This window comes from Dongia mobilis (assembly GCF_004363235.1).
Taxonomy (GTDB): domain Bacteria; phylum Pseudomonadota; class Alphaproteobacteria; order Dongiales; family Dongiaceae; genus Dongia; species Dongia mobilis.
In genome coordinates this window covers 430736-453843 of the sequence record NZ_SNYW01000008.1, presented here as the reverse complement: position 1 = coordinate 453843, position 23108 = coordinate 430736, and the positions used below count along the sequence as shown (strand labels likewise).

Here is a 23108-nt window from a genome sequence, read left to right as displayed (position 1 = left end):
TGGCTTAGTGAAGTCCCCAACCGGAGAGCGACGGCAGACCGCCGGGAAGAGCCCAGCGCCTTTCCCGCTGCATGTTTGTTGCATCCGAAGATCGCCTGGGGCGCGCCGGCAAGCCGGCGCGGTAACGCGGGCGTGTGGGCGGGGGCAGTACGACGCAATGGCGGCGAGCAGCGAGCTCATCGAATTGATGGCGGAACGCCGGCAGGAGGAATCCCTGCGCGGTGCCGAGCAATCAATCCTGCAGGCCATTGTGGCCGGCACGGCCCTGCCGGAAATCCTCGATGCCGCCTGCCGCGCCCTGGAACAGGTCCTGCCAGATTCATTCTGCTCAATCCTGCTGCTGACGCCCGACGGCCTCCGCCTCACCAATGGCGCCGCGCCGAATCTGCCGGCGGCCTATTGTGCGGCGATCGAGGGCGCGCCGATTGGCCCCAAGGCCGGGTCCTGCGGCACCGCCGCCTTCATCGGCAGGAGCGTCATCGCCGAGGATATCGCCACCGACCCGTTATGGGAGGATTACCGGCAATTCGCCCTGCCGCATGGGCTGCGTGCCTGCTGGTCGATTCCCCTCAGCGTCGAGCGAGACGGCGGCAAGGTGCTGGGCACCTTTGCCACCTATCATCGGTTGCCCTGCGCTCCGAGCGAGCGCGAGCTGGATGTCGCCCGGCGTCTTGCTGCCTCGGTCGCCATCGCCATTCAGCGCAAGCAGCTGGACGAGGAACTGATTGCCGAAAAGGAAAAGGCCGAGGCTGCCAACCGCGCTAAGTCGGAATTCCTCGCCAATATGAGCCACGAGCTGCGCACGCCGCTCAATGCGATCCTTGGATTTTCCGAACTGATCGACACGCAGAAACTGACGCCCGAAAAGGCGAAGGAATACGCGCGCGACATCAACCGCTCGGGTCGCCAGCTGCTTGACCTCATCAATGACATCCTCGACGTCGCGCGCATCGAGGCGGGCTCGACCCGGATCAACCGCCAGCACTGCAACATTTCCAGCATCATCGCCGAGCAGGTCGATCTGGTACGGCATGCCTTTCCGGGTGCCGCGACGATCGTCATCGCCGATGCCGGCGACCTGCCGGAGATTCAGGCCGATCCGCGGGCCATGCGCCAGGTGATCCTCAATATCGTCGGCAATGCCGCAAAGTTCACGCCCCCGACCGGCGCCATCCGCATTTCTGTCGATGCGACGCCACCGGGCCTGCGCGTCGTCGTGAGCGATAGCGGGCCCGGCATTGCACCGGACGTCCTCAGGGAGATCGGCAAGCCGTTCCGGTCCGGCGAGGCGGTCTATTCCCGTCGATATGGCGGCAGCGGCCTCGGCCTCTATATCAGCCGCGAGTTACTGCGCGCCCATGACGGCGTGGTCGAGATCGACAGCGAACTGGAGCGCGGCACAACGGTCACGGTCTGCCTGCCGGAAAGCGCTGTATTGCGCCCCGGCCGGAGCAGTGCCGGCGCTTGATCCTGCGTCCAGGCGGGTTAAGGCAGGGCCTGGCCTATTCCGCTGCCTCGCCGCTCTTCCAGGCGATCTTCGCCTTCGGCGCCGCCGCTTCCTGGCGCTCCCAGTCGAACATGTAGTCGCGGGTGATCGGCACCGCCTTGATGCCGCGGCTCATCTGGATCTGGAAGACCATGTTGTAATCATAGCGGAACGAGACCTCGCTGCCGATCAGGTAGAATTCCCACATGCGGCAGAAGCGCTCGTCATAGAGGGCGCGGATCTTGTCGCGGTTGCGGTTGAAGTTCTCGCGCCAGCAACGCAGCGTCTCGGCATAGTGCAGGCGCAGGATCTCGATATCGGTGACCCACAGTCCGGTGCGCTCGATCACCGGCAGCACCTCCGAGAGGGCCGGTGAATAGCCGCCGGGGAAGATGTATTTCCGGAGCCACGGATTGGTGTGGCCGGGGCCGTCACGCCGACCGATCGCATGCAGCAGGGCGACGCCGCCCTCGACCAGCAATTCCTCGACCTTGCCGAAGAACTCCGGGAAGTGCTTCAGGCCCACATGCTCGAACATGCCAACCGAGACGATGCGGTCGAAGCGGTCCGGCTCCAGGCGGTAGTCCTGCAGCTTGAACTCGACCTGGCCTTCCAAACCCGCCGCCTTCACACGCTGGCAGGCAACCTCGTGCTGTTCCCTGGAAAGGGTGACGCCCGTGACCTTCACGCCGGCCGTCTTGGCGAGATAGATGCCGAGCCCGCCCCAGCCGCAGCCGATATCGAGCACCTTCTGTCCCGGCTCCAGCAGCAGCTTGGAGGCGATATGGCGCATCTTGGCCTGCTGTGCCTCGGCAAGGCTCGCCTCCGGACGCTGAAAATAGGCGCAGGAATACTGCATGCTCTCGTCGAGAAAGAGCTCGAACAGCTGGCGCGACAGGTCGTAGTGATGCGCGACATTGCGCTGCGCCAGGCCGACAGGGTTGTGCTGGTGCCACCAACGCAGCAATTTGTTGAAGACGCCCATCACGCGCTGCATCTTGGCGCCCATGAGACCGCTGGTATTGACCATGCCGATCTCGATGAGATTGTAGAGCGACCCCTCTTCGATGGTGAGGCGGCCATCCATATAGGCCTCGCCCACCTTCAGCCAGGGATTGAGCCCCATTTCCATCGAGACCTTCGGGTCGTGCAGCCGCAGGGTAACGGCGGGCGATCCACTGCCGAAATCCTGGCGCCGCCCAAGGTGGTCGATGACGGAGATCCGACCGGTCCGGATGCCGGCCCGCAACAATCGCGCGAACATGCCTGCCCCCTTCGAAGCCGGCTTCGCTCCCATCCCCGAGAGACCGGCTCTGGTGATTTTGCAGCTCTCAACGTGGTTAAGAATAGGAAAGGATAGTTTATGCCGTCAATTGCCGCGATCGCTCGACCGAGCCTTTGTCAGATCATGTTTTTGCCCATGGCGGCAACGACATCCCCTTGAATCTGGAAGCTTTACAAATGAACCTGGCGAGGCATCAGGCGAGCCATTCCGAACGCGCTGAACTGTCATGCTCGAAAGGGATGGCAGCTTGCGCCATTGCCGACCAGCGCGCGGGCGCCAATTGCCGCAGGGCCCAGATGGCAGCGCCCCGGACGATCGGACTGGCGTCCCCAAGCAAGCGCTCCACCGCCGGCAGCAGGGCCGGCTCGCCGCTGTTGGCGATGGCAATGAGGACATTGCGGATAAAGCGGTCGCGGCCGATGCGCTTGATCGGCGAGCCGGAAAACAGGGCGCGGAAGCCGGCATCGTCGAGTGCCACGAGATCGGCCAGCGCCGGCGCCCGCAGATCGTCCCTTGCTGCCAGTTGTGCCTCGCTTGCGATGGCGGCGAACTTGTTCCAGGGGCAAACGGCCAGGCAGTCATCGCAGCCATAGATCCGGTTGCCCATCGCCCGGCGGAAGTCGCGCGGAATCGGCCCGGCATGCTCGATGGTGAGGTAGGAGATGCAGCGCCGGGCATCGAGCTGATAGGGCGCCGGAAAGGCACCGGTCGGGCAGGCATCGAGGCAGGCACGGCACGAGCCGCAGTGATCGATCTCGGGTGCGTCCGACGGCAGATCAAGCGCCAGATAGATTTCTCCCAGGAACAGCCAGGAGCCCAGTTCCCGCGAGACGAGGTTGGTATGCTTGCCCTGCCAACCGATGCCGCCTGCCTGGGCCAGCGGCTTTTCCATCACCGGCGCCGTATCGACGAAGACCTTGATCTCGGTCGCGTAGGTTTCCGCGACCCAGCGGCCGAGACGCTTCAGCTTTTTCTTCACCACGTCGTGATAGTCGCGGTGCCGCGCATAGACCGAGATTCCGGCCCTGTCCTTCTGCGCCAGCACCGAAAGCGGGTCTTCGTCCGGTCCATAATTCAGCCCGAGCACCATGATGCTGCGCGCATCCGGCCACAGCACCCTGGGATCGCCGCGCCGGTCGGCCTTCTCGGCCAGCCAGCCCATCCCGCCATGGCGCCCTTCCTTGAGGAACTGCGCCAGATTTTCCCGGGTCGCGTCAGCGAGTGCCGCCGGGGCGAAGCCCACCGCGTCGAAGCCTTCGGCCAGGGCCTGCGCCCGCAGCGCCGCCCTTATGGCGGCTGGGTCGCGGCTGCTGCCCGCTGCCTGGCCAGGTACTGGCATGCCCTTCCTCCTAGCCCGGCAGGTCCCCCAGGGCCTGCCCGCGCTCGAACTCGGCAATGAAATCGGCGAGCCTGCCTTGCTCGATCGCCGCGCGCATTCCCTGCATCAACTCCTGATAATAATGGAGGTTGTGCCAGGTCAGCAGCATCGCCCCCAGGATCTCCTTGGTCTTCATCAGATGGTGGATATAGCCGCGCACATAGGCGCTGCAGGCCGGGCAGGCGCATTTGGGATCGATCGGGCGGTCGTCGCTGGCGTGGCGGGCATTCCGCATATTGATGTCGCCATAGCGGGTATGTGCTAGGCCGGTGCGGCCGGAGCGCGTCGGCATCACGCAATCGAACATGTCGATACCGCGGGCGACGGCACCGACGATGTCGCCGGGCTTGCCGACGCCCATCAGATAGCGGGGCTTTTCACGGGGCAGGAGATCCGGCGTGTAGTCGAGTACGCCGAACATCTGCTGCTGGCCCTCGCCGATGGCAAGGCCGCCGATGGCATAGCCGTCGAAGCCGATCCGGACCAGCGCTTCAGCCGATTCCCGGCGCAGATTCGGATAGATGCCGCCCTGGACAATGCCGAACAGCAGATAGCCGTCGCGGTCGCGGAACGCCTCCCGGCAGCGCGCCGCCCAGCGCATCGAGCGGCGCATCGATTCCGCCGCCTGTTCGGGAGTTGCCGGAAAGGGTGTGCATTCGTCCAGCACCATGGTGATGTTGGAATCCAGGAGGTCCTGAATTTCGATCGAGCGCTCGGGTGTCAGCATGTGCTTCGAGCCGTCGATATGCGAGCGGAATTCGACGCCCTGTTCGCTGATCTTCCTGAGATCGGAAAGCGACATCGCCTGGAAGCCGCCGCTATCAGTCAAGATCGGTCCCGGCCAGTTCATGAATTTATGGAGGCCGCCAAAGGAGGCGACGCGCTCGGCACCGGGGCGCAGCATCAGGTGATAGGTATTGCCCAGCACGATCTCGGCCCCGGTTGCCTTCACCGATTCCGGCAGCATCGCCTTTACCGTGCCGGCCGTCCCCACCGGCATGAAGGCCGGCGTGTTGACGATGCCATGGGCGGTGTGGATGCGACCGCGCCGCGCCTTGCCGTCGGTGGCAAGAAGATCGAACCGGCCGCTCATCGGCGGCACTCCAGCAAACTGGCATCGCCATAGGAGAAGAAGCGATAGCTGCCGGCGATGGCATGGGCATAGGCCGCGCGCATGCGCTCCAGGCCGGCAAAGGCCGCGACCAGCATGAAGAGAGTGGATTTGGGCAGATGGAAATTGGTCATAAGCAAATCCACGATCTGGAACCGGTAGCCGGGCGTGATGAAGATATCGGTCGCGCCGGCGAAGGGCAAAAGGCGGCCGTCTTTCGCGGCGCTTTCGAGGATGCGCAATGATGTGGTGCCGATTGCGACGATTCGCCGGCCCTCGGCCCGGGCGCGGTTGACGGCATCGGCGGTTGCGGCACTCACCTCGCCATATTCGGCATGCATGCGATGTTCGGCGATATTCTCCACCTTGACCGGCAGGAAGGTGCCGGCGCCCACATGCAGGGTGACGCGATGCTGCTCGACGCCGCGCCGCTCGAGGGCCGCCAGCAACTCGGGGGTAAAATGCAGACCCGCCGTGGGCGCCGCCACCGCCCCGTCGCGCGCGGCGAAAATGGTCTGGTAGTCGCTGGCATCGGCGCTGCCAACGGCGCGGGATTTCCGGATATAGGGCGGCAGCGGCATGGCGCCGAAGCGCGCGAGGTTGGCCTGGAAGGCAACGGGGTCGCTGCCGAAATCGAACAGTATCTCGCCTTCCGGCTTCTTCTCGACAACCGTCGCCGCAAAATTTTCACCGAAGGTCACGGTATCGCCGGGTTTCAGCTTCTTCCCCGGCTTGGCAAAGGCCCACCAGCGCACGGCATCAGCCGCCCGGGCATCCCGGACCCGTGCATCCTCGATCAGCGTCACCTCGATCCCGGCCGTGCCCCGTTTCCCCGCCAGCTGCGCCGGAATGACCCGTGTGTCGTTGCTGATGAGGAGATCGCCTGCCTGCAGCAGCCCGGGCAGGTCGCGAACCCGGAAATCACCGAAACCATCGCCCACGCCGCTGGGCACCGCCGGAACATAGAGCAGGCGCGCGGAATCGCGGGGGTTCGCCGGATAGAGCGCTACCCGCTCCGGGGGCAGCGCGAAATCGAAATCGGATAAGGTTAACGGAGTTCGGGGACCGGTCATGGCCGGGGTTTTAGCTTTCTCCTGCCCACTTGTCATGGTCCGCCGTGATCCGGTCGCCTGCCTGCGGCAAGCATGGCGCCATGCAGTGCCCGGCCTTGCTGGCCCTGCCCCATGGGTCTATAACCCCGCCAAAATCCGCCCATTTTCCGAGACATCGCCATGCCCGCGACCGGCCCGCAATCCGACCTCACGCGCCATTCGACCCTGTTCGTGGTCGTGGTGGCCCTGTTCGTCACCAATCTGCTGATCTCCAACGTGATCGCCGCCAAGGCGATCCTGATCTTCGACTATCCCCTGCAAGCGGCCGACCTTATCTTCCCGATCTCCTATATCCTCGGCGACATCCTGACCGAGGTCTATGGCTTCAAGCGGGCGCGGCGCGTGATCTGGATCGGCTTTGCCTGCAACGTCTTCGCGGTGACCGCCATCAGCCTCGGCCAGGCGCTGCCCGCCCATCCCGACTGGACCGACCAGGCTTCCTACGAGGCGATCCTCGGCAGCCAGCCGCGCATTCTCGCCGCCTCCTTCGCCGCCTATCTGGTCGGCGAGTTCATGAACTCGACCATCCTTGCCAAGATGAAGGTCTGGATGGAGGGCCGCCACCTCTGGATGCGCACGATCGGCTCGACTGTGATCGGCCAGGGCTTCGACACGGCGATCTTCCTGACCATCGCCTTTTATGGATTGTGGCCGAACGATCTTCTCTTCTCGGTGATGCTGAGCCAGTGGCTGTTCAAGATCACCTATGAGGCGCTGGCAACGCCGCTCACCTATCTGGTGGTAAACAGGCTGAAGCGCGCCGAAGGCATAGATGTCTATGACCGCGACACCAATTTCAGCCCCTTCGCCCTCGGCAAATGAGGCGGCAGAAAGTACGACGATAGGCGTGGCGCCCTCGACCAGGCCAGATAGGCGGGATAAGACGCCGCGGCGGTCACGCAGATGGCAAGGCTGCGGCTGCGCAGGCCCAGAATGAGGCCCAGAGCCTGTTGCTCGCGCTGCAATCGCGCCGGGAAAGGCGGTCGCGCGGATTCCTCCTCGACCGGCCCGATCATGGCAGTCGCACCCGCTCCGCCTCCAGCGGATCCCGCTCCGAGGGCTCCGATCCCGGCCGTTCCAATCCCGGCCGTTCCAATCCCGGCCGTTCCGGCCGCAGCCGCTCCAGGCCGAGCCCGGCCAGGTGATAATCGAGGCACCATTGTGTGAATGGCTCGATGCGGGCGGCGTCGTAATGGTGCCGCGCCGCCACGTCATTGCCGGCCCGTTCCGCCAGCAGGCCGGCGAGGCGCCGGTAGAGCGCAAGAGATTCCGCGCGGATGCCCCAGGGCTGTTGCTCGAGACGCGTCATCAGATCGGCCGGGACGGCTCGACCGCAAAGGACATCCCAGGCGATGGTCGCCCAGTCCTGCGGATTGGCGGCAAGGGCCGCCTCGATTACGGGTCGCGGTTCCAGCCACCCGGCGACGCGGTCGAGCACCGCCTGGCGAAGGGTTTCGTCAGACCCTGGATGGGCGCCATCCTCGGCCCGGAATGCCGCAGCAGCGTCGAGGGAGGCGCGCAGCCGCGCCCGGTCACCCGCCAGCAGCGCCAGTTCCGCCGCGGCGAGGGCAAGCCGGCGGCGAAATTCGGGCTGGCAATCGGCCAATTCCGGCCCGTCTTCCGCCACCGAGCGCGCCTCGTCGATTCGCCCCAGCGCCAGTCCGAAGGCGACGATCGCCTGGCTGGCGAAAGCCAGATCCTCGCCTTCCTTCGCCGCCCGGTGCATTGCCGCCACGGCGGCGTCGAAGGCACCCTGGGCGGCGCAGGCAAAGGCGAGGCGCCGCAGGGCCTCATGCGGGTAGCCGCAGCCATCCGCGAGGGCAGCGCGGAACTCGCCCTCCGCGGCCGCCGCCTCGCCCTGGTCGAAGAGATGTCCGCCGAGAAGGACGCGGAAATCACCGCGCGTCTGGCAGGGCGGGCACACCCCGATCGCGGCACGGTAGAGAGCGAGTGCACCGGCAATATCGCCGGCCTTGAGCGCTGCATCGGCCTCGTCCACCTTCATCACCGCGGCGATGAAACGCATCTTGTCGTCGTGGTTCAGCCTGGCCTCTTCGTCGAACATGCGACCCATCCTTTCTGTTCTCTATATGTTCAGGATGGGGCGCTGCTGTAAATAGCCGATTGCCGACATTCGATATCGGAATTCAGGCAAGGATTCCAAAGGCCTGCGATGTCCGACAGGGCGTAGCGCAGAGCCCGGCGCCCCGCAGTTCAGAGGGTGGGACCGATCCGGGCACGGCGTTGTTCAAGGCATGGCCAGGCGTTCGCGCTCGATCACGGTGAGCAGGCGATAGGGATCATCGGCGGCGCAGGATTCTTCCGCCTTGTCGAGCAGGCGCTGGGCGAAGCCGCGGTCGCCGTCATTGATGGCAAAGGCGCCGGCATAGAAGGAGAGTTCGCAGAGCCGCGCCAGCTTGCCCTCATTGCTGATGCCGGCACCCCTGATCGCATTGGCGACCTGCTGCAACTGCTTGAAGCCGAGCAGATAGTCGATCACCGGCCGGGGCCAGGCGCCGTCGCGGCTGTGTTCCACCGCCATGGAGAGGATGGCACGACCATCGGCGGCATTGGCACCGTCGGCGGCGAGGCGGCTTGCGATCAGCCCTTGCAGCAAGATGAGGCGGTTGAAATCCTCCGGATGGGCCGCATTGATAGCAGCGCGGACCGATTCGTCGGCGGCGCCGTAAAGGCCGTCCATGTATTGCTCGCGCGCCCGCTGCTCCAGCGCGGCGCTGTCCGCGGCGAAGCCCGCATTGATCCCTGGCGCCAGCATCAGCAGAACACCGAGACCGGCCTGTCGCCACCCCATGCCATCCCCCGCCTCAGGCGCGGCGGGTGCCGTTCCGCCGGTTGCCGACGATCCCCAGCCCCGCAATGGCCAAGAGGATAAGCCCCATCCCCACCCCCTCGACAAGCCCCGGCCTCTCACCCAGTTGCAAGCCGGAAAGGACGATGCCGAGGAGCGGGGTCAGCATGATGCTGAGCGAGGCGAGGCCGGCCGAGAGCCGGCTGATGAGGGTGAACCAGATGACATAGGCCAAGGGCGTCGCCGGGCCGATGTTGTAGAGGATCGCGGCGATAAAGGCGGGCGTCCAGTCGATCGGCGGTTCCGGCACCAGCAGGGCGACGAGACAGAGGATGATGGCCCCCACCAGCATCTGCCAGGCGGTGAGCGCCATCGAATCGATCGCCCCGAATTTCATCGCCCTTTTGGTGACGATGACGCCGATCCCCCAGGTGAGGCCGGCAGCGAGGCCAAGGGCGATATTGAAAAGATCGCCCGAGCCGCCGCCCTGGAACACGATGCATCCGATGCCGATGAGGGCAAGCCCCGCCGCCGCCCATTGCACGGCCGGCACCCTCTCGTGCAGGAATGCCGCCGAGAAGACCAGCACCCAGAAGACCATGGTGTAGTTGAGGATGGCGGCGCGCCCCGCCGTGCCGGTCGAGATCGCCCAGGTGATGAGGCCGAAGCAGCAGGCGGTCTGGAACAGGCCAACCAGCGCCACGGTCTTCCAGCGCGCGGCCATCAGGCGCCAATGCAGATTGCGCCCCATCAGCTTGAAGGTGGCCATCAGCACGATGGCACCACCCAGGAAGCGCAAGGCGGCGAAGGCAAAAGGCGGCGCATCATGGGTCGCCACCTTCATCATCACCCAGTTATAGCCCCAGACCAGCGACAGCGTCGCGATCAGGGCGGCGACTTGCCAGGGTTTGAGGGGCGCAGGTCTCGAGCGGTCGCCCTTGCCGGCAGGTTCTGTTCGGTCCAAATCTATCGTCCCGGAAATGGCTTGCGCGGCAGCCTAGCGCATTTCCCGTCGGGCCACAGACCCAAGTATTGCGGCCACGCATGCCGCGCACGCATGGCAGGACAGCGGCCATGGCCATATCAACACGGGTGCGAGGCGAACGCCCGTTACAGGCCCGGCAAGGTCAGCAAGTCGGCCCGGATGCGCGCGTCCGGTGACATTGCCTGCAAGCCTGCGACAAGTGCCGCGCCTGCCGCCTGCAGAGCCTCAAGCGGCATGGGCGACAGGCTCTCCAGGATGAACCACATGCAGCGCGCATCGGCATCGAGCCGGGTCCGCACCCCCTGCCGCCAGTTCCAGCGGCGACAGGTGACCCCGAGATCGTCGCGCCAGATGACCTCATTGGGTTCCGGCGCCTCGATGACGGGGCTTCCATCCTTCATCGTGTCGAAGGCCTCGGTACCGTCGGCGATGGTGAGGCGCGGCGACCCGACATAGGCCTCGAGATTCTCGCCGCCGACCGGCACGGCAAATTGCAGGCTGATCGCGTTGTAAAGATCCACCACGGGATTGACGCGCGGCAGCGCGCCGTCGCGCAGGAAGCGCTTGCGGAGCGCCTCGGCCGAGCAGGGGGTGCGCTGCGGCTTGGCGCCGAAGCGCTGGAACACCTGCGCCCAGGCGGCAAGATGCACCCCGGCCCAGTCTGGCTGGTTCCGGGCTGCTGCCTTGTAAGCGTCATCGAGGGCGATTTCGGCAACCGAGCCGATGTTGGGACCGCCCGCCTCCATGACGATGCTGAAGGCACGGAAATCCGGCGCCAATTCGGCGATGCGCGGATCGATCGACGGGACCATTGGCGCGGCCGACACCCGCCGCGTCCTACTTGCCCGTCACCAGCCGCTCGATCAACTGCTTCACCGACGGGATAAAGCCGTTGGCATAGAAGGGATCGTCCTTGAAACGATAGGCGTTGTGGCCAGCGAACATCAGCTGGTCCTCCAGCTTGTCGGAATGGCTGATCTCCTGAAGAGTCTTCTGGATGCAGAAGCTCCTGGGGTCGGCCTTCCGGCCGGTGGTGCCCTCCTCGTTCTGCGCCCAGTTCGAGAAATTGCACGCGGAAAGGCAGCCCATGCAATCGATCTGGTCCTTCAGGATCTCGTTGGCCTTTTCCCGGGTAACGAAGATGAGGGTCGAATCCGGCGTGCGCAGGGTTTCGGTGAAACCCTGGCGGACCCATTCCTCGGCCCTGAGCTTGTCGGCCGCGGTGAGATAGACCAGGCGACCGCGCGCACCGACGGCGAAGGGCCATTCATGCTCGCCCACCTTGTCGTGGGAGAAGGCCACCTGCCGCTCGGAACGATCACGCAATTCCTGGATGAAGGCGTTGTTCACGGCCGAGGAATAGAAGCCCGTCGGGCTGAAGCGGTTGAGGAAGACGTCGCCCTTTTCCAGGGTCAACAGACGTTTCTTCCAGGCATCGGAGATCGGGCTTTCCTGGGTCAGCAACGGCCGCGTCCCGAACTGGAAGGCAATCGGGCCCAGTTCCGGGTTGTCGATCCAGTCCTCCCATTCCTCGAGCGCCCAGACGCCGCCCGCCATGATGATCGGCGTGTCGGCGAGGCCGCATTCCTCGCGCATCGTCTTGCGCAATTCGCGCACGCGTTCATAGGGCGCCTGCGGCTTGGTCGGGTCCTCGACGTTGGAGAGGCCGTTATGGCCGCCCGCCAGCCACGGATCCTCGTAGACGACGCCGCCCAGAAGGTCATGGAACTTGTGATAGGCGCGCTTCCAGAGGGCGCGGAAGGCGCGGGCGGAGGAGACGATCGGGTAATAATGGATGCCGTATTGGGCGCAGATCTCGGCAATGCGATAGGGCATGCCGGCGCCGCAGGTGACGCCGTGAATGAGGCCCTTGGCGCCTTCCAGCACACCGTGCAATACGCGCTCGGCGCCGCCCATTTCCCACAGCACATTCATGTGCAGGCGGCCGGCCTTGCCCATGACATCGCGGGCGATCTTCGCCTGGGCGATACCGCCCTTGATGGCGTAATCGAGCAATTCTTCGTGGCGCTCGCGCCGCGTCTTGCCGCGGTAGATCTGGGGAATGGGGTGGCCATTCTCGTCATAGGAATCGGCATTGACGCCGGAAAAGGTCCCGACACCCCCGGCCAGCGCCCAGGCGCCGGAGGATTGCCCGTTGGAGACCGAAATGCCCTTGCCGCCTTCCACCAGCGGCAATACCTCGGCCCCCGAAATCAGCAGCGGCTTCAATGCCTTCAAAACGTCCTCCCGTGGCGGGCCGATGGGTTCCCGCCTTGTTGAATTATATCGTTATTGTGCGGGCAAATCCAAGATTCGGGCGCCGACGCGCCGGGGCGCATCGGTGAATACGCCATCGACGCCCCAGCCGATCAGCTGGGCCGCGCGTTCGGCATCGTTGACCGTGTAGACCAGCAGGCCATAGCCCGCCGCCTTGATCTCGCCGGCCCATTCCGCGCTGGCGTCCCGGTCCCAGATGTTGACCGTGGCAACGTCGAGACGTCGGGCAATGGCCGCCCAATCCGCCGGATGTTCCTCCAGCAGAAGGCCGCGGGGAAATTCCGGGAATTCGTCGCGCGCCACCTCGAGACAAGGCAGGTCGAAGCTGGAAACGAGGGGGCTGGGCCTGGACACCGGCCAGGATTCACGGAGCTCCGCCAGCACGAGGCGGGCCGTCTCGATCTCGCGGCCCGGGCAGGGCTTCAGTTCGAGATTGAAGGCCAGGTCGAGTTCAGCAAAGAGGGCGAGCGTTTCCTTTAGCAGCGGCAACCGCTCGCCGGCGAATTGCGGCCCCTTCCAGGATCCCGCATCGAGGCGGGCAAGCTCGTCCCATGTCTTCGCGCGTGCGGCACCCTTGCCATTGGTGGTGCGATCGACCGTGTCGTCGTGCAGCAGGAAGCACCGGTTGTCGGCCGAGAGCTTGGCGTCAAACTCGACCCAGACGGCACCCTGGCGCTTCGCCTCGCGGAAGCCGGCAAGCGTGTTTTCCGGCGCCGCCTCGGCGGCGCCGCGATGGCCAATCACCCGGGGCAGCGTCAGTTTCAGCGACATCGGATGACCTGCTGAAAACGATAAGGAGCCGGGGCGGCCAAACGGCCGCCCCCGTAACCCTGCCTATTCAGCACGCTCGGCGTTGCGCTGCGCGCGCCGCTCGGCATCGGCCTTGGCGACCTCGTCGGAAATGTCGGTACCGGTCGCCTGGTCGACCACGCGCATGGACAGTTTCACCTTGCCGCGATCATCCATGCCGAGGACCTTCACCTTCACCGCTTGGCCGACCTCGACCACGTCCGAAGTCTGCTTGACGCGGTGCGCCGCCAGTTCCGAAATGTGGACGAGGCCATCGCGGCTGCCCAGGAAGTTCACGAAGGCGCCGAAATCCATGATCTTGACGACCTTGCCGTCATAGATGACGCCGACTTCCGGCTCGGCGACGATGCCCTTGATCCAGTTGATGGCGGCCTCGGCGGCCTTGCCGTCGACTGCTGCCACCTTGATGGTGCCGTCATCCTCGATATCGACCTTGGCGCCGGTCACTTCACAGATCTCGCGGATGACCTTGCCGCCGGTGCCGATCACTTCGCGGATCTTGTCCTTCGGGATGTTGATGACGGTGATGCGCGGCGCGTTCTGGTTGACGTCGTCGCGCGCACCGGTCATCGCCTTGGCCATTTCACCCAGAATATGCAGGCGGCCGTCCTTGGCCTGGGTGAGGGCGATCTGCATGATCTCGGCGGTGATCGAAGTGATCTTGATGTCCATCTGCAGGGCGGTGATGCCCTGGGATGTGCCGGCCACCTTGAAATCCATGTCGCCGAGATGGTCCTCGTCGCCGAGGATGTCGGAGAGGACCGCATAGCCGTCCTTCTCCTTGATCAGGCCCATGGCGATGCCAGCCACCGGGCGTTCCAGCGGCACGCCGGCATCCATCAGCGAGAGCGAGGTGCCGCAGACCGTCGCCATCGACGACGAGCCGTTGGATTCGGTGATCTCGGAGACGACGCGGATGGTGTAGGGGAACTTCTCCTTCGCCGGCAGCAGCGGGTGGATGGCGCGCCAGGCCAGCTTGCCATGGCCGATCTCGCGGCGGCCCGGCGAGCCCATGCGGCCGGCCTCGCCGGTCGAATAGGGCGGGAAATTGTAGTGCAGCATGAAGGTCTCGCGGTACTCGCCTTCCAGCGCGTCGATGATCTGCTCATCGGTGCCGGTGCCGAGCGTCGCCACGGCGAGCGCCTGTGTCTCGCCGCGGGTGAAGAGGGCCGAGCCGTGGGCGCGCGGCAGCACGCCCACCTCCGCCACGATCGGGCGCACGGTCTTGGTGTCGCGGCCGTCGATGCGCACACCCGTCTTAAGGATGTTGCCGCGGACGATGTCCTTCTCGAGGTCCTTGAACAGCTTGCCGACCAGTTCGGCCTTCTTGTCGTCGGTGCCGATGGCGGCCTTGGCCGCTTCCTTTACCGCCGCCACCTTGTCGGTGCGCGCCTGCTTCGCCGTCTCGCGATAGGCCTCGGCCAGCTTCTCGGAGAATTGCGCGGTGAGCGCCGCCGCCACTTCCTCGGCTGCCGGATCGGCGGGGGTCAGCTCGCGCGGGTCCTTCGCGGCGAGTTCGGCGAGTTCGATGATGGCATTGATCACCGCCTGGAATTCCTTGTGGCCGAAATTGACGGCCCCCAGCATGACTTCCTCGGAAAGCTCCTGCGCTTCCGATTCCACCATGAGAACGCCCTCGGCCGTGCCGGCGACGACGAGATCGAGCTTCGAGTTCGGCAGGTCCGAGCGCTTCGGGTTGAGCACATAGGCGCCGTCGACATAGCCGACTCGCGCCGCACCGATCGGGCCCAGGAAAGGAATGCCGGAGATGGTGAGCGCCGCCGAGGCACCGACCATCGCGACGATGTCGGGATCGTTCTCGAGATCATGCGAGAGGGTCGTGCAGACGACCTGGGTCTCGTTGCGATAGGAGGCATGGAACAGCGGGCGGATCGGACGGTCGATCAGGCGGCTGGTCAGCACTTCCTTCTCGGTCGGGCGCCCTTCGCGCTTGAAGAAGCCGCCGGGGATCTTGCCCGCGGCAAAGGTCTTCTCCTGGTAGTTGACGGTCAGGGGAAAGAAATCGACGCCGGGCTTCGGCGACTTGGCGCCGACGGCGGTGCACAGCACCACGGTCTCGCCATAGGTGACCAGCACGGCGCCGTCGGCCTGACGGGCAATACGGCCGGTCTCGAGGGTCAGCTTGCGGCCGCCCCACATGATTTCTTTCTTGAAAATCTTGAACATGTCCTGGTCCTTCATGGATTCCGGACCCCCGGGTGCCAATGCACCCGCAAGACGGCCGGAATCGGTCACTCGACCCTTGCGGTTGCCGGACCCGCGAAAGCAACGCACGATGCGAAATGGTGGCGTTGCTTGCGTCGGCCCGGCTTTCTTGGCGGCTGGTGCGGCGGTCGATGAACCGCGCTAGCCGCTTCTTTCATCCGGAAGCAATGCCCCCGGATAGGACAATCCCGCCCGCGGACTTTACGACCGGGGCGGGATCGACCGGATGGCTTAGCGGCGCAGACCCAACTTGCCCAGGATGTCCTGGTAGCGCTGGTTGCTGGTCTTCTTGAGGTAGTCCAGCAGGCGGCGGCGCTGGCCGACCATCACCAGGAGGCCGCGACGGGAATGGAAATCCTTGTCGTGGCTCTGCAGGTGCTCGGTCAGATTCTTGATGCGCTCGGTGAGGATCGCGATCTGCACTTCCGGCGAACCGGTGTCGTTGGCGGCCTTCGCGAATTCCTTGATGACTTCCTGCTTGCGTTCCGCAGTGATCGACATCGACCTTCTCCTTTGGTCCTAATGGTTGATGACGCGCACCGGGACGATTTCACCAGCTTCGTAGCGGGTAATCGCTACCAGCCTGCCCTCGGCCATGGCGCAAACCAAGCCGCCCGGGGTGAATCCCCGGATTCGATCGCGGTCTTGGCGGTGGAGTAATCCAACCGGTTGCCCGGACCGAAGGCGAATCGCCTCGGTGGCCGACAAGGCCAGCGCCGGGATGTCGTCCAGCGCGGTCTCGATCGGCAACAAATGCTCAAAAGCGGCCGGACCATGCCCCAAAGACCTGAGGGAGTCCAGTGAAATCGCCTGTTTTTCCGTGAAACCCCCAACAGATAGGCGCCGCAGGGCCGAAACATGGCCGACCGACCCCAGATATAGAGCGAGGTCCCGGGCAAGGCTCCGCATATAGGCACCCTTGCCGGAGCGCACCTCGAACACGGCCTCGTCGGCACTCGGCCGGGCTATAAGACGGAAATCCTCGATGCGAATGATGCGGGGGGCCAGTTCCACCTTTTCTCCCTCGCGGGCCAGGTCGTAGGCCCGCTCGCCATCCACCTTGATGGCGGAAAATGCCGGTGGCACCTGCGAGATCTCGCCGATGAAATGGGGCAGTGCCGCGCGGATCTCGTCATCGCCAGGCCGCTTGTCGGAGCGAGCCGTCACCGGCCCTTCCGCATCGTCGGTCGCGCGCGCCTCGCCGAATTTCAGTGTGAAGCGATAGGTCTTCACCCCGTCCATGACGTAAGGAACCGTCTTGGTGGCTTCGCCCAGCGCAATCGGCAGCAGGCCGTCGGCCAGCGGGTCCAGCGTGCCGCCATGCCCGGCCTTCTGGGCGTTGAACAGTTTGCGGACGATCGCCACGGCCTGGGTCGAGGTGACACCGACCGGCTTGTCGAGGATCAGCCACCCGTCGACCTTGTCGCCCTTCTTGCGCCTCGCCATGCTCAGTCTTCGTCGGCTTCCGGTTGCTGCCTGGCGATATCGGCCTGCACGACCGGATCGTGCAGCAATTGTTCGATCCGGTTCGCGGCCTCGAAGCTTTCGTCGATCTTGAAGCGCAGCTGCGGCGAGACGCGCATCTCGACATGGCGCGCCAGTTCGCCGCGGAAGTAGCCGGCGGCACGGTTGAGCGCCCGCACCAGCCGCTCGGCGCCCTCATGCGACTGGTCAAGCCCGAAGTGCGTCATGAAGACGGTCGCATTGCGCAGATCGGGGCTGATCTTCACCGCCGTTACCGTCACCATCTTCCCCGCCAGATCCGGGTCCGAGAGCCGGTCCTCGGCGATGATCGCGGCCAGTGCATGGCGCAATTCCTCGCCCACGCGCAACTGGCGCTGGCCGGCATGGGGGGTGACTGTTTTCTTGCGTGGCATCTCGTTCTTGCTCGTTGACTACAAATCGTCATGGCCGGGCTTGGCCCGGCCATCCACGAGTTTGCAAGCGATCATCCGGCTTCACCAAGGTACTCGTAGATCCCCGGGCCAAGCCCGGGGATGACGAATTCAAACGTGGAAGTCCAGGCCCTTACGCCAGAGCGCGGGCGACTTCCTCCACCTCGAAGCATTCGATGACGTCGCCCTTCTCGATATTGTCGTAGTTCTCGAAGGCCATGCCGCATTCGAAGCCTTCCTTGACCTCGCGGACCTCGTCCTTGAAGCGGCGCAGCGTCTTCAGCGTGCCTTCGTGGATGACCACGTTGTCGCGCAGCAGGCGGACCTTGCCGCCGCGCTTCATCAGGCCTTCGGTCACCATGCAGCCGGCGACCTTGCCGGTCTTGGTGATGTTGAAGATCTCGCGGATCTCGGCATTGCCCAGGAACTTCTCGCGCAGCGTCGGCGCCAGCATGCCGGACATCGCTGCCTTGATGTCGTCGACCACGTTGTAGATGATCGAGTAGTAGCGGATGTCGACATGGTCGCGCTTGGCCATCTCGCGCGCCTGCGGGTTGGCGCGGACGTTGAAGCCGATGATCATGCCGCCCGAGGCGCGGGCCAGGGTGACGTCGCTTTCGTTGACGCCGCCCACCGCCGCGTGCAGCACGCGCGCCTTGACCTCGTCGGTCGCCAGCTGGTTGAGGCTGGAGACGATGGCCTCGACCGAGCCTTGCACGTCGGCCTTGATGACCACGGGCACTTCCTTGGCCTCGCCGGCCTGGATCTTGGAGAACATCTGCTCGAGGGTCGAGCGGGCACCCGCCGCCGCCTGCTTCTCGCGTTCGCGATGGGCACGGAACTCGGTGATCTCGCGAGCGCGGGCTTCCGATTCCACGACGACGAACACGTCGCCCGCCTGCGGTGTGCCCTGCAGGCCCAGCACCTCGACCGGCATGGCGGGGCCGGCGCTGTCGATGTTACGGCCGCGATCGTCGAGCAGCGCGCGCACACGGCCCCATTCGGCGCCGGCCACGAAGATGTCGCCCACCTTCAGGGTACCCTTCTGCACCAGCAGGGTTGCCACCGAGCCGCGGCCGCGCTCCATCTTGGCCTCGACCACGGCACCCACGGCGGAGCGGTCGGGATTGGCCTTGAGGTCGAGGATTTCGGCCTGCAGCAGCAGGGCTTCCTCGAGCTTGTCGAGGTTCATCTTGGTCTTGGCCGAGACCTCGACGGTGAGCACGTCGCCACCCATTTCTTCGGTCACCAGCTCGTGGCTGAGAAGCTCCTGGCGCACGCGGTTGGCGTTGGCGTCGGGCTTGTCCATCTTGTTGATGGCGACCAGGATCGGCACCTTCGCCGCCTTGGCGTGATGGATGGCTTCGACCGTCTGCGGCATGATGCCATCATCGCCGGCCACGACCAGCACGACGATGTCGGTCACATTGGCGCCGCGGGCGCGCATTTCCGTGAAGGCGGCGTGGCCCGGCGTGTCGATGAAGGTGATCTTCTTGGACGAAGGCAGCGTCACCTGATAGGCGCCGATATGCTGCGTGATGCCGCCAGCCTCGTGCGCCGCCACGTCGGTCTGGCGCAGCGCATCGAGCAACGAGGTCTTGCCGTGGTCGACATGGCCCATGATGGTGACGACCGGCGGGCGCGGCAGCAGATGATCGTCGATATCCGCCTCGCCCTCGAGGCCCAGCTCGACATCGGCCGCGGAAACGCGGCGCACGGTGTGGCCGAATTCGCCGATGATGAGCTCGGCCGTATCGGCATCGATGGTCTGGTTGATGGTCGCCATCACGCCCATCTTCATCAACGCCTTGATGACATCGGCGCCGCGCTCGGCCATACGATTGGCAAGTTCCTGGACGGTGATCGCTTCGGGGAGAATGACTTCGCGCAACACTTTTGCCTGGTTCTGCCCGCTCATCATGTGAGCGCGGCGTTCTTTTTCGGTACGGCGGCGGAACGCAGCGACCGAGCGCTGGCGTTCGCTGCCTTCGGAATCGAGGGCCTGGGTGACCGACAGCTTGCCGCGGCGACGCTGGTCGTCCTTGCCGCGCACCGGTGTCTTGACGGCGGGCGGGCGATGGCCGGTGGTGGTGCGGCGACGGGCGCTTTCGTCTTCTTCCTCGCCCTGCTTGGCGATCGCCTTGGACAGGTGCATGCGGCCGGTATGGGGGTGGGCCCCCTCGGCCTCGCCGGCAGCCGGCGCCTTGGCCGGGGCGGCAGCCTTGACCGCCTCATCTGCCTCGCGCTGCTTGCGGGCGGCCTCCTCGGCAGCCTTGCGCTCTTCCTCTTCCCGACGGCGGCGATCCAGTTCCGCTCGCTCGCGCTCGCTGCGTTCGGCGGCACGGCGCGCTTCCTCGGCCTCGGTCAGCTTGCGGCTGTCCTCGTCCTTCTTTGCCTGTTCCAGCGCCTTCAGCCGGGCCTGGCGCTCCTGCTCGGTCAGGCTGTAGTGGCGATCCTCGACCTCGGGCGCCGCCGTGGTGACCTGGGCTTGCGCCGCAGCAGCCGGCTTCGGCGCCTCGGCTTCCGGCGCCACTTCCAGCTTGCCGCCAGCACCGGTGGTGTAGGTGCGCTTCTTCTTGACCTCGACGGCGACGGTCTTCGTCCGGCCGTGCGGGAAGCTCTGTCGCACCTGGCCGCCATCCACCGTCTTCTTCAGCTCGAGCTTGCCCGGCGAAGACAGCTTCAGCGGCTTGCGGGTCGGCGTTTCGGTATCACTGGACATGCTTCGCGTGTTTCCGTTCGTCAGACTTCGTTACAACTCATACCATTCAAGGCTCGCCCGGGGATTTCCCAGGGCTTTGCCGGTGCCTTACCGGGTACCGCCCGTCGCCGGTGCGGGTTGGAAACCCGCATAGCGCCGCAAGGTGACACCCAATCTCTCGGCCATGCCGCCCGGCCGGACCGCCAGATGCACGGCGGTCAGCCTGCCCACGGCTGGCGCCAAGGCCTCGCCCGGCAGCGGCGCCCATATCTCTACCCCAGAACCGGCCCGCACTCCAGCCGCCGCAAGCCGCGCCAGCTTGGCCCTGCCGTCGGCGGCGCCGTCGCTGGCCTCGATCAGCAGCTGGACCTTGCCGGCACGCAGGGCAGCTTCGACCTTCTCGAAACCGGCCACCAGATGACCGGATTTCTTGGCGAGGCCCAGCTGGTCCAGGATCTGCCGTTCCAGCAGCACCCGCACCTGCTCGACCAGATCGGCCGCGGCGCGCGCCTTGCCGCGGCTCACCTTGGCAAAGACCTGCCGCTTCAATCCCTCGGCCAGCACGCTCGCATCGGCCGTCACCCAGTAGCCGCGACCGGGCAGATCGCCCCTGAGGTCTGGCACGATGCGCCCGTCGGGCGCGGCGACGAAGCGGATCATCGCCGCCTTGTCGTGCAATTCCCGGGTGACAATGCAGGTGCGCTGCGGCCCGGTTTCCTCAACCGGGCCTTCCGGCACTTCTCCCGCGACCGCATTGTCGGCCGGCTGCATCATCGTCCCGTCCAAGCTACTTCCCGTCCCCGCCTATTTGTCGCCCTCGAACCAATGCGCGCGCGCCGCCATGATGACGGCGTTGGCGTCATCGGCCGAGAGGTCGAAATCCTTGAGGATGCCGTCATTCTCGTCGATCAGTTCGTCGGCGGCGAGATCGGCGAGATCGTCGAGGGTCTTCACCCCCTTCTCGCCCAGAGCCACCAGCATGGAGGGCGTCAGCTTCTCGATGGCGGCCACCTCGTCGCTGACACCCAGTTCCTTGCGGCGCTCGGTGGCGCGCTCGGATTCGGCCTCCAGCCAGGCGGCGGCGCGAGCCTTCAGCTCGGTCGCCACGTCGGTGTCGAAGCCCTCGATCTCGGCCAGATCCTCGACCGGCACATAGGCCACTTCCTCGACCGAGGCGAAACCCTCGGTCACCAGGAGGTGCGCGATGACGTCGTCGACGTCGAGTGCGTCCATGAACATCTGCGAGCGGGTCTTGAACTCTTCCTGGCGGCGCTCGGATTCCTGCGCATCGGTCAGGATGTCGATGTCGAAGCCGGTTAGCTGCGAGGCGAGGCGCACATTCTGGCCGCGGCGGCCGATCGCCAGGGACAATTGGTCATCCGGCACCACGACTTCAATACGCTGCGTGTCCTCGTCGATGACGACCTTGGATACCTCAGCCGGGGCCAGCGCGTTGACCACGAAGGTGGCCGGGTCCTGGCTCCAGGGAATGATGTCGATCTTCTCGCCCTGCAACTCCTGGACGACCGCCTGGACGCGGCTGCCGCGCATGCCGACGCAGGCACCGACGGGGTCGATGCCGCTGTCGTTCGACATGACGGCGATCTTGGCACGGCTGCCGGGGTCACGGGCCACCGACTTGATCTCGATGATGCCGTCATAGACCTCCGGCACTTCCTGGGCGAACAGCTTGGCCATGAACTCGGGATGGGTGCGGGAGAGGAAGATCTGCGGGCCGCGCTGTTCCTCGCGCACGTCATAGATGATGGCGCGGACCCGGTCGCCGGTGCGGAAGGTCTCGCGCGGCAGCAACTCGTCGCGCCGCAGCATGGCTTCGCCGCGGCCGAGGTCGACCGTCACATTGCCGAACTCGACGCGCTTCACGAGGCCGTTGACGATCTCGCCCTTGCGGTCCTTGAACTCGTCGAACTGGCGCTTCCTCTCGGATTCGCGCACCTTCTGCACGATCACCTGCTTCGCCGTCTGGGCGGCGATGCGGCCGAAATCGATGGGCGGCAATTCGTCGATGAGCAGATCGCCCAACTTGGCGTCGGGCTTGCGCCGCTGCGCCGCCTTCACCGGGATCTGGGTGTATTCGTTCTCGACGTTTTCCACCACTTCCTGCACGCGAATCAGCTTGATCTCGCCGGTCTTGCGGTCGATCTGGGCGCGGATGTCATGCTCATGGCCGTATTTCGAGCGGCCGGCCTTCTGGATGGCCTGCTCCATGGCGGTGAGCACGTCGTCGCGGTCGATGCTTTTTTCGCGCGCGACCGCGTCGGCGACCTGCAGAAGCTCCATGCGGGGGATGGCAATGGTTTCCATGGTGTCCTCGGTTGGGATCCTCGTTGGATACGGATTTCGGTGTTCAGTTCAGGGTCGCGGCTTCTTGCGCCTGGTGGGCGGCAATCAGCGCGTCGGTCAGCACCAGCTTGGCCTTGGCGATGGAAGCGAGCGGCAGCACGACAATCTCGCCCTCGCTCTCGATCTCGACCGCGTCGTTGCGGACGCCCTTCAGCACGCCCTTGAAACGCTTGCGGCCATCGACCGGCTCATGAGTCTCGAACTTGGCCTCGTGGCCGGCGAAACGGTCGTAATCCTTGGGCCGGGTCAGCGGCCGATCAATGCCGGGCGAGGAAACCTCGAGCGAATAGGCGCCGGAGATCGGATCCTCGACGTCGAGCACGGCCGAGATGGCGCGGGAAACCCGGGCGCAATCCTCGACCGACATAACGCGGCCATCGGCGGGCTCGGCCATGACCTGCAGCACCTTGCGGGTGGACCCGGCGAGCGTCACGCGCACGACCTCATAGCCCAGCGCCTCGATGCTGGGCCGGATCATGGCCTCGATCTGGTCGGTCAGTGACATGCGGTCGCGGTTTTCCGATTACTTTATTGAAATTGCTGGATTTTCCAGGGCACCGCCGAAATCCGGCCAATAAAAAAGGCGGGCCGTTGGCCCACCCTTCTGACCGGATCTCATTGGATCCTGGGATTTGGCCCGGACTATAGGCATTTCAAGCCGGGATGCAA

General features: G+C 65.3%; 20 protein-coding genes. 2 read left to right on the top strand and 18 right to left on the bottom strand.

Going from position 1 to position 23108, the window contains the following annotated elements:
• Nucleotides 1-157: 157 nt before the first annotated feature.
• Nucleotides 158-1468 carry a GAF domain-containing sensor histidine kinase gene (locus tag A8950_RS10870; RefSeq protein WP_133613663.1) on the top strand — a complete coding sequence of 437 codons (1311 nt, stop codon included), beginning with the start codon at nt 158-160 and terminating at the stop codon, nt 1466-1468.
• Between the two features lie 34 nt (nt 1469-1502).
• Here the strand turns inward: A8950_RS10870 and A8950_RS10865 are convergent, their stop codons facing one another.
• The 4 genes from A8950_RS10865 to queA form a co-directional block, all read right to left on the bottom strand.
• The gene (locus tag A8950_RS10865; RefSeq protein ID WP_133613662.1) at nt 1503-2750 is read right to left on the bottom strand and encodes an SAM-dependent methyltransferase; all 1248 of its coding nucleotides are present in this window, start codon (nt 2748-2750) and stop codon (nt 1503-1505) included.
• 214 nt (nt 2751-2964) lie between these two features.
• A complete protein-coding gene (gene queG / locus A8950_RS10860; protein WP_133613661.1) occupies nt 2965-4110 on the bottom strand; it encodes a tRNA epoxyqueuosine(34) reductase QueG in 1146 nt (381 codons plus the stop codon).
• A gap of 10 nt (nt 4111-4120) precedes the next feature.
• On the bottom strand, nt 4121-5242 hold the full coding sequence (tgt, locus tag A8950_RS10855) for a tRNA guanosine(34) transglycosylase Tgt (RefSeq protein WP_133613660.1): 1122 nt from the start codon (nt 5240-5242) through the stop codon (nt 4121-4123).
• Entirely contained in the window at nt 5239-6333 is a 1095-nt protein-coding gene (queA, locus tag A8950_RS10850; protein WP_133613659.1) for a tRNA preQ1(34) S-adenosylmethionine ribosyltransferase-isomerase QueA, read from the bottom strand. The genes tgt and queA overlap by 4 nt, the downstream gene beginning before the upstream one ends.
• A gap of 159 nt (nt 6334-6492) precedes the next feature.
• Here queA and A8950_RS10845 point away from each other — a divergent pair, with 159 nt between their 5' ends.
• Entirely contained in the window at nt 6493-7194 is a 702-nt protein-coding gene (locus A8950_RS10845) for a queuosine precursor transporter (RefSeq protein ID WP_133613658.1), read from the top strand.
• A 190-nt stretch (nt 7195-7384) separates the two neighbouring features.
• Here A8950_RS10845 and A8950_RS19455 read toward each other — a convergent pair whose 3' ends face one another.
• The 14 genes from A8950_RS19455 to rimP form a co-directional block, all read right to left on the bottom strand.
• On the bottom strand, nt 7385-8437 hold the full coding sequence (locus A8950_RS19455; protein WP_166645114.1) for a hypothetical protein: 1053 nt from the start codon (nt 8435-8437) through the stop codon (nt 7385-7387).
• A gap of 183 nt (nt 8438-8620) precedes the next feature.
• Nucleotides 8621-9184: a hypothetical protein gene (locus A8950_RS10835; RefSeq protein WP_133613657.1), complete on the bottom strand. Its 564-nt coding sequence runs from the start codon at nt 9182-9184 to the stop codon at nt 8621-8623.
• Between the two features lie 13 nt (nt 9185-9197).
• Nucleotides 9198-10145, bottom strand: a complete 948-nt coding sequence (locus tag A8950_RS10830; protein WP_133613656.1) for a DMT family transporter — start codon at nt 10143-10145, stop codon at nt 9198-9200.
• A gap of 146 nt (nt 10146-10291) precedes the next feature.
• Nucleotides 10292-10993, bottom strand: coding sequence for a B3/B4 domain-containing protein (locus A8950_RS10825; protein ID WP_243735606.1), 702 nt, complete (start codon nt 10991-10993; stop codon nt 10292-10294).
• Nucleotides 10994-11003: 10 nt separating this feature from the next.
• The gene (locus tag A8950_RS10820; protein ID WP_133613655.1) at nt 11004-12404 is read right to left on the bottom strand and encodes an NAD(P)H-dependent flavin oxidoreductase; all 1401 of its coding nucleotides are present in this window, start codon (nt 12402-12404) and stop codon (nt 11004-11006) included.
• A 51-nt stretch (nt 12405-12455) separates the two neighbouring features.
• Nucleotides 12456-13214: a glycerophosphodiester phosphodiesterase gene (ugpQ, locus tag A8950_RS10815; RefSeq protein ID WP_133613654.1), complete on the bottom strand. Its 759-nt coding sequence runs from the start codon at nt 13212-13214 to the stop codon at nt 12456-12458.
• A gap of 63 nt (nt 13215-13277) precedes the next feature.
• Nucleotides 13278-15440 (bottom strand): polyribonucleotide nucleotidyltransferase, encoded by a 2163-nt coding sequence (gene pnp / locus A8950_RS10810; RefSeq protein ID WP_133613860.1) that lies wholly within the window; start codon nt 15438-15440, stop codon nt 13278-13280.
• A 270-nt stretch (nt 15441-15710) separates the two neighbouring features.
• Nucleotides 15711-15980, bottom strand: coding sequence for a 30S ribosomal protein S15 (gene rpsO / locus A8950_RS10805; protein WP_133613653.1), 270 nt, complete (start codon nt 15978-15980; stop codon nt 15711-15713).
• 18 nt (nt 15981-15998) lie between these two features.
• Nucleotides 15999-16925 (bottom strand): tRNA pseudouridine(55) synthase TruB, encoded by a 927-nt coding sequence (gene truB, locus A8950_RS10800; protein WP_133613652.1) that lies wholly within the window; start codon nt 16923-16925, stop codon nt 15999-16001.
• A 2-nt stretch (nt 16926-16927) separates the two neighbouring features.
• Nucleotides 16928-17356, bottom strand: coding sequence for a 30S ribosome-binding factor RbfA (gene rbfA, locus A8950_RS10795; protein WP_133613651.1), 429 nt, complete (start codon nt 17354-17356; stop codon nt 16928-16930).
• Nucleotides 17357-17507: 151 nt separating this feature from the next.
• Nucleotides 17508-20096, bottom strand: a complete 2589-nt coding sequence (gene infB / locus A8950_RS10790) for a translation initiation factor IF-2 (RefSeq protein WP_133613650.1) — start codon at nt 20094-20096, stop codon at nt 17508-17510.
• An 87-nt stretch (nt 20097-20183) separates the two neighbouring features.
• Nucleotides 20184-20849 (bottom strand): RNA-binding protein, encoded by a 666-nt coding sequence (locus A8950_RS10785; protein ID WP_166645113.1) that lies wholly within the window; start codon nt 20847-20849, stop codon nt 20184-20186.
• Nucleotides 20850-20879: 30 nt separating this feature from the next.
• Nucleotides 20880-22400, bottom strand: coding sequence for a transcription termination factor NusA (nusA, locus tag A8950_RS10780; protein WP_133613648.1), 1521 nt, complete (start codon nt 22398-22400; stop codon nt 20880-20882).
• Between the two features lie 43 nt (nt 22401-22443).
• On the bottom strand, nt 22444-22944 hold the full coding sequence (gene rimP, locus A8950_RS10775) for a ribosome maturation factor RimP (RefSeq protein ID WP_133613647.1): 501 nt from the start codon (nt 22942-22944) through the stop codon (nt 22444-22446).
• Between the last annotated feature and the right edge of the window lie 164 nt (nt 22945-23108).

Coding starts and splice junctions, on each gene's coding strand:
- A8950_RS10835 (WP_133613657.1), bottom strand. CDS start 9,184: ATGGGGTGGCGACAGGCCGGTCTCGGTGTTCTGCTGATGCTGGCGCCA.
- ugpQ (WP_133613654.1), bottom strand. CDS start 13,214: ATGTCGCTGAAACTGACGCTGCCCCGGGTGATTGGCCATCGCGGCGCC.
- nusA (WP_133613648.1), bottom strand. CDS start 22,400: ATGGAAACCATTGCCATCCCCCGCATGGAGCTTCTGCAGGTCGCCGAC.
- A8950_RS10870 (WP_133613663.1), top strand. CDS start 158: ATGGCGGCGAGCAGCGAGCTCATCGAATTGATGGCGGAACGCCGGCAG.
- A8950_RS10845 (WP_133613658.1), top strand. CDS start 6,493: ATGCCCGCGACCGGCCCGCAATCCGACCTCACGCGCCATTCGACCCTG.
- pnp (WP_133613860.1), bottom strand. CDS start 15,440: ATGTTCAAGATTTTCAAGAAAGAAATCATGTGGGGCGGCCGCAAGCTG.
- infB (WP_133613650.1), bottom strand. CDS start 20,096: ATGTCCAGTGATACCGAAACGCCGACCCGCAAGCCGCTGAAGCTGTCT.
- A8950_RS19455 (WP_166645114.1), bottom strand. CDS start 8,437: ATGTTCGACGAAGAGGCCAGGCTGAACCACGACGACAAGATGCGTTTC.
- rimP (WP_133613647.1), bottom strand. CDS start 22,944: ATGTCACTGACCGACCAGATCGAGGCCATGATCCGGCCCAGCATCGAG.
- A8950_RS10865 (WP_133613662.1), bottom strand. CDS start 2,750: ATGTTCGCGCGATTGTTGCGGGCCGGCATCCGGACCGGTCGGATCTCC.
- tgt (WP_133613660.1), bottom strand. CDS start 5,242: ATGAGCGGCCGGTTCGATCTTCTTGCCACCGACGGCAAGGCGCGGCGC.
- queA (WP_133613659.1), bottom strand. CDS start 6,333: ATGACCGGTCCCCGAACTCCGTTAACCTTATCCGATTTCGATTTCGCG.
- rbfA (WP_133613651.1), bottom strand. CDS start 17,356: ATGCCACGCAAGAAAACAGTCACCCCCCATGCCGGCCAGCGCCAGTTG.
- truB (WP_133613652.1), bottom strand. CDS start 16,925: ATGGCGAGGCGCAAGAAGGGCGACAAGGTCGACGGGTGGCTGATCCTC.
- queG (WP_133613661.1), bottom strand. CDS start 4,110: ATGCCAGTACCTGGCCAGGCAGCGGGCAGCAGCCGCGACCCAGCCGCC.
- A8950_RS10785 (WP_166645113.1), bottom strand. CDS start 20,849: ATGATGCAGCCGGCCGACAATGCGGTCGCGGGAGAAGTGCCGGAAGGC.
- rpsO (WP_133613653.1), bottom strand. CDS start 15,980: ATGTCGATCACTGCGGAACGCAAGCAGGAAGTCATCAAGGAATTCGCG.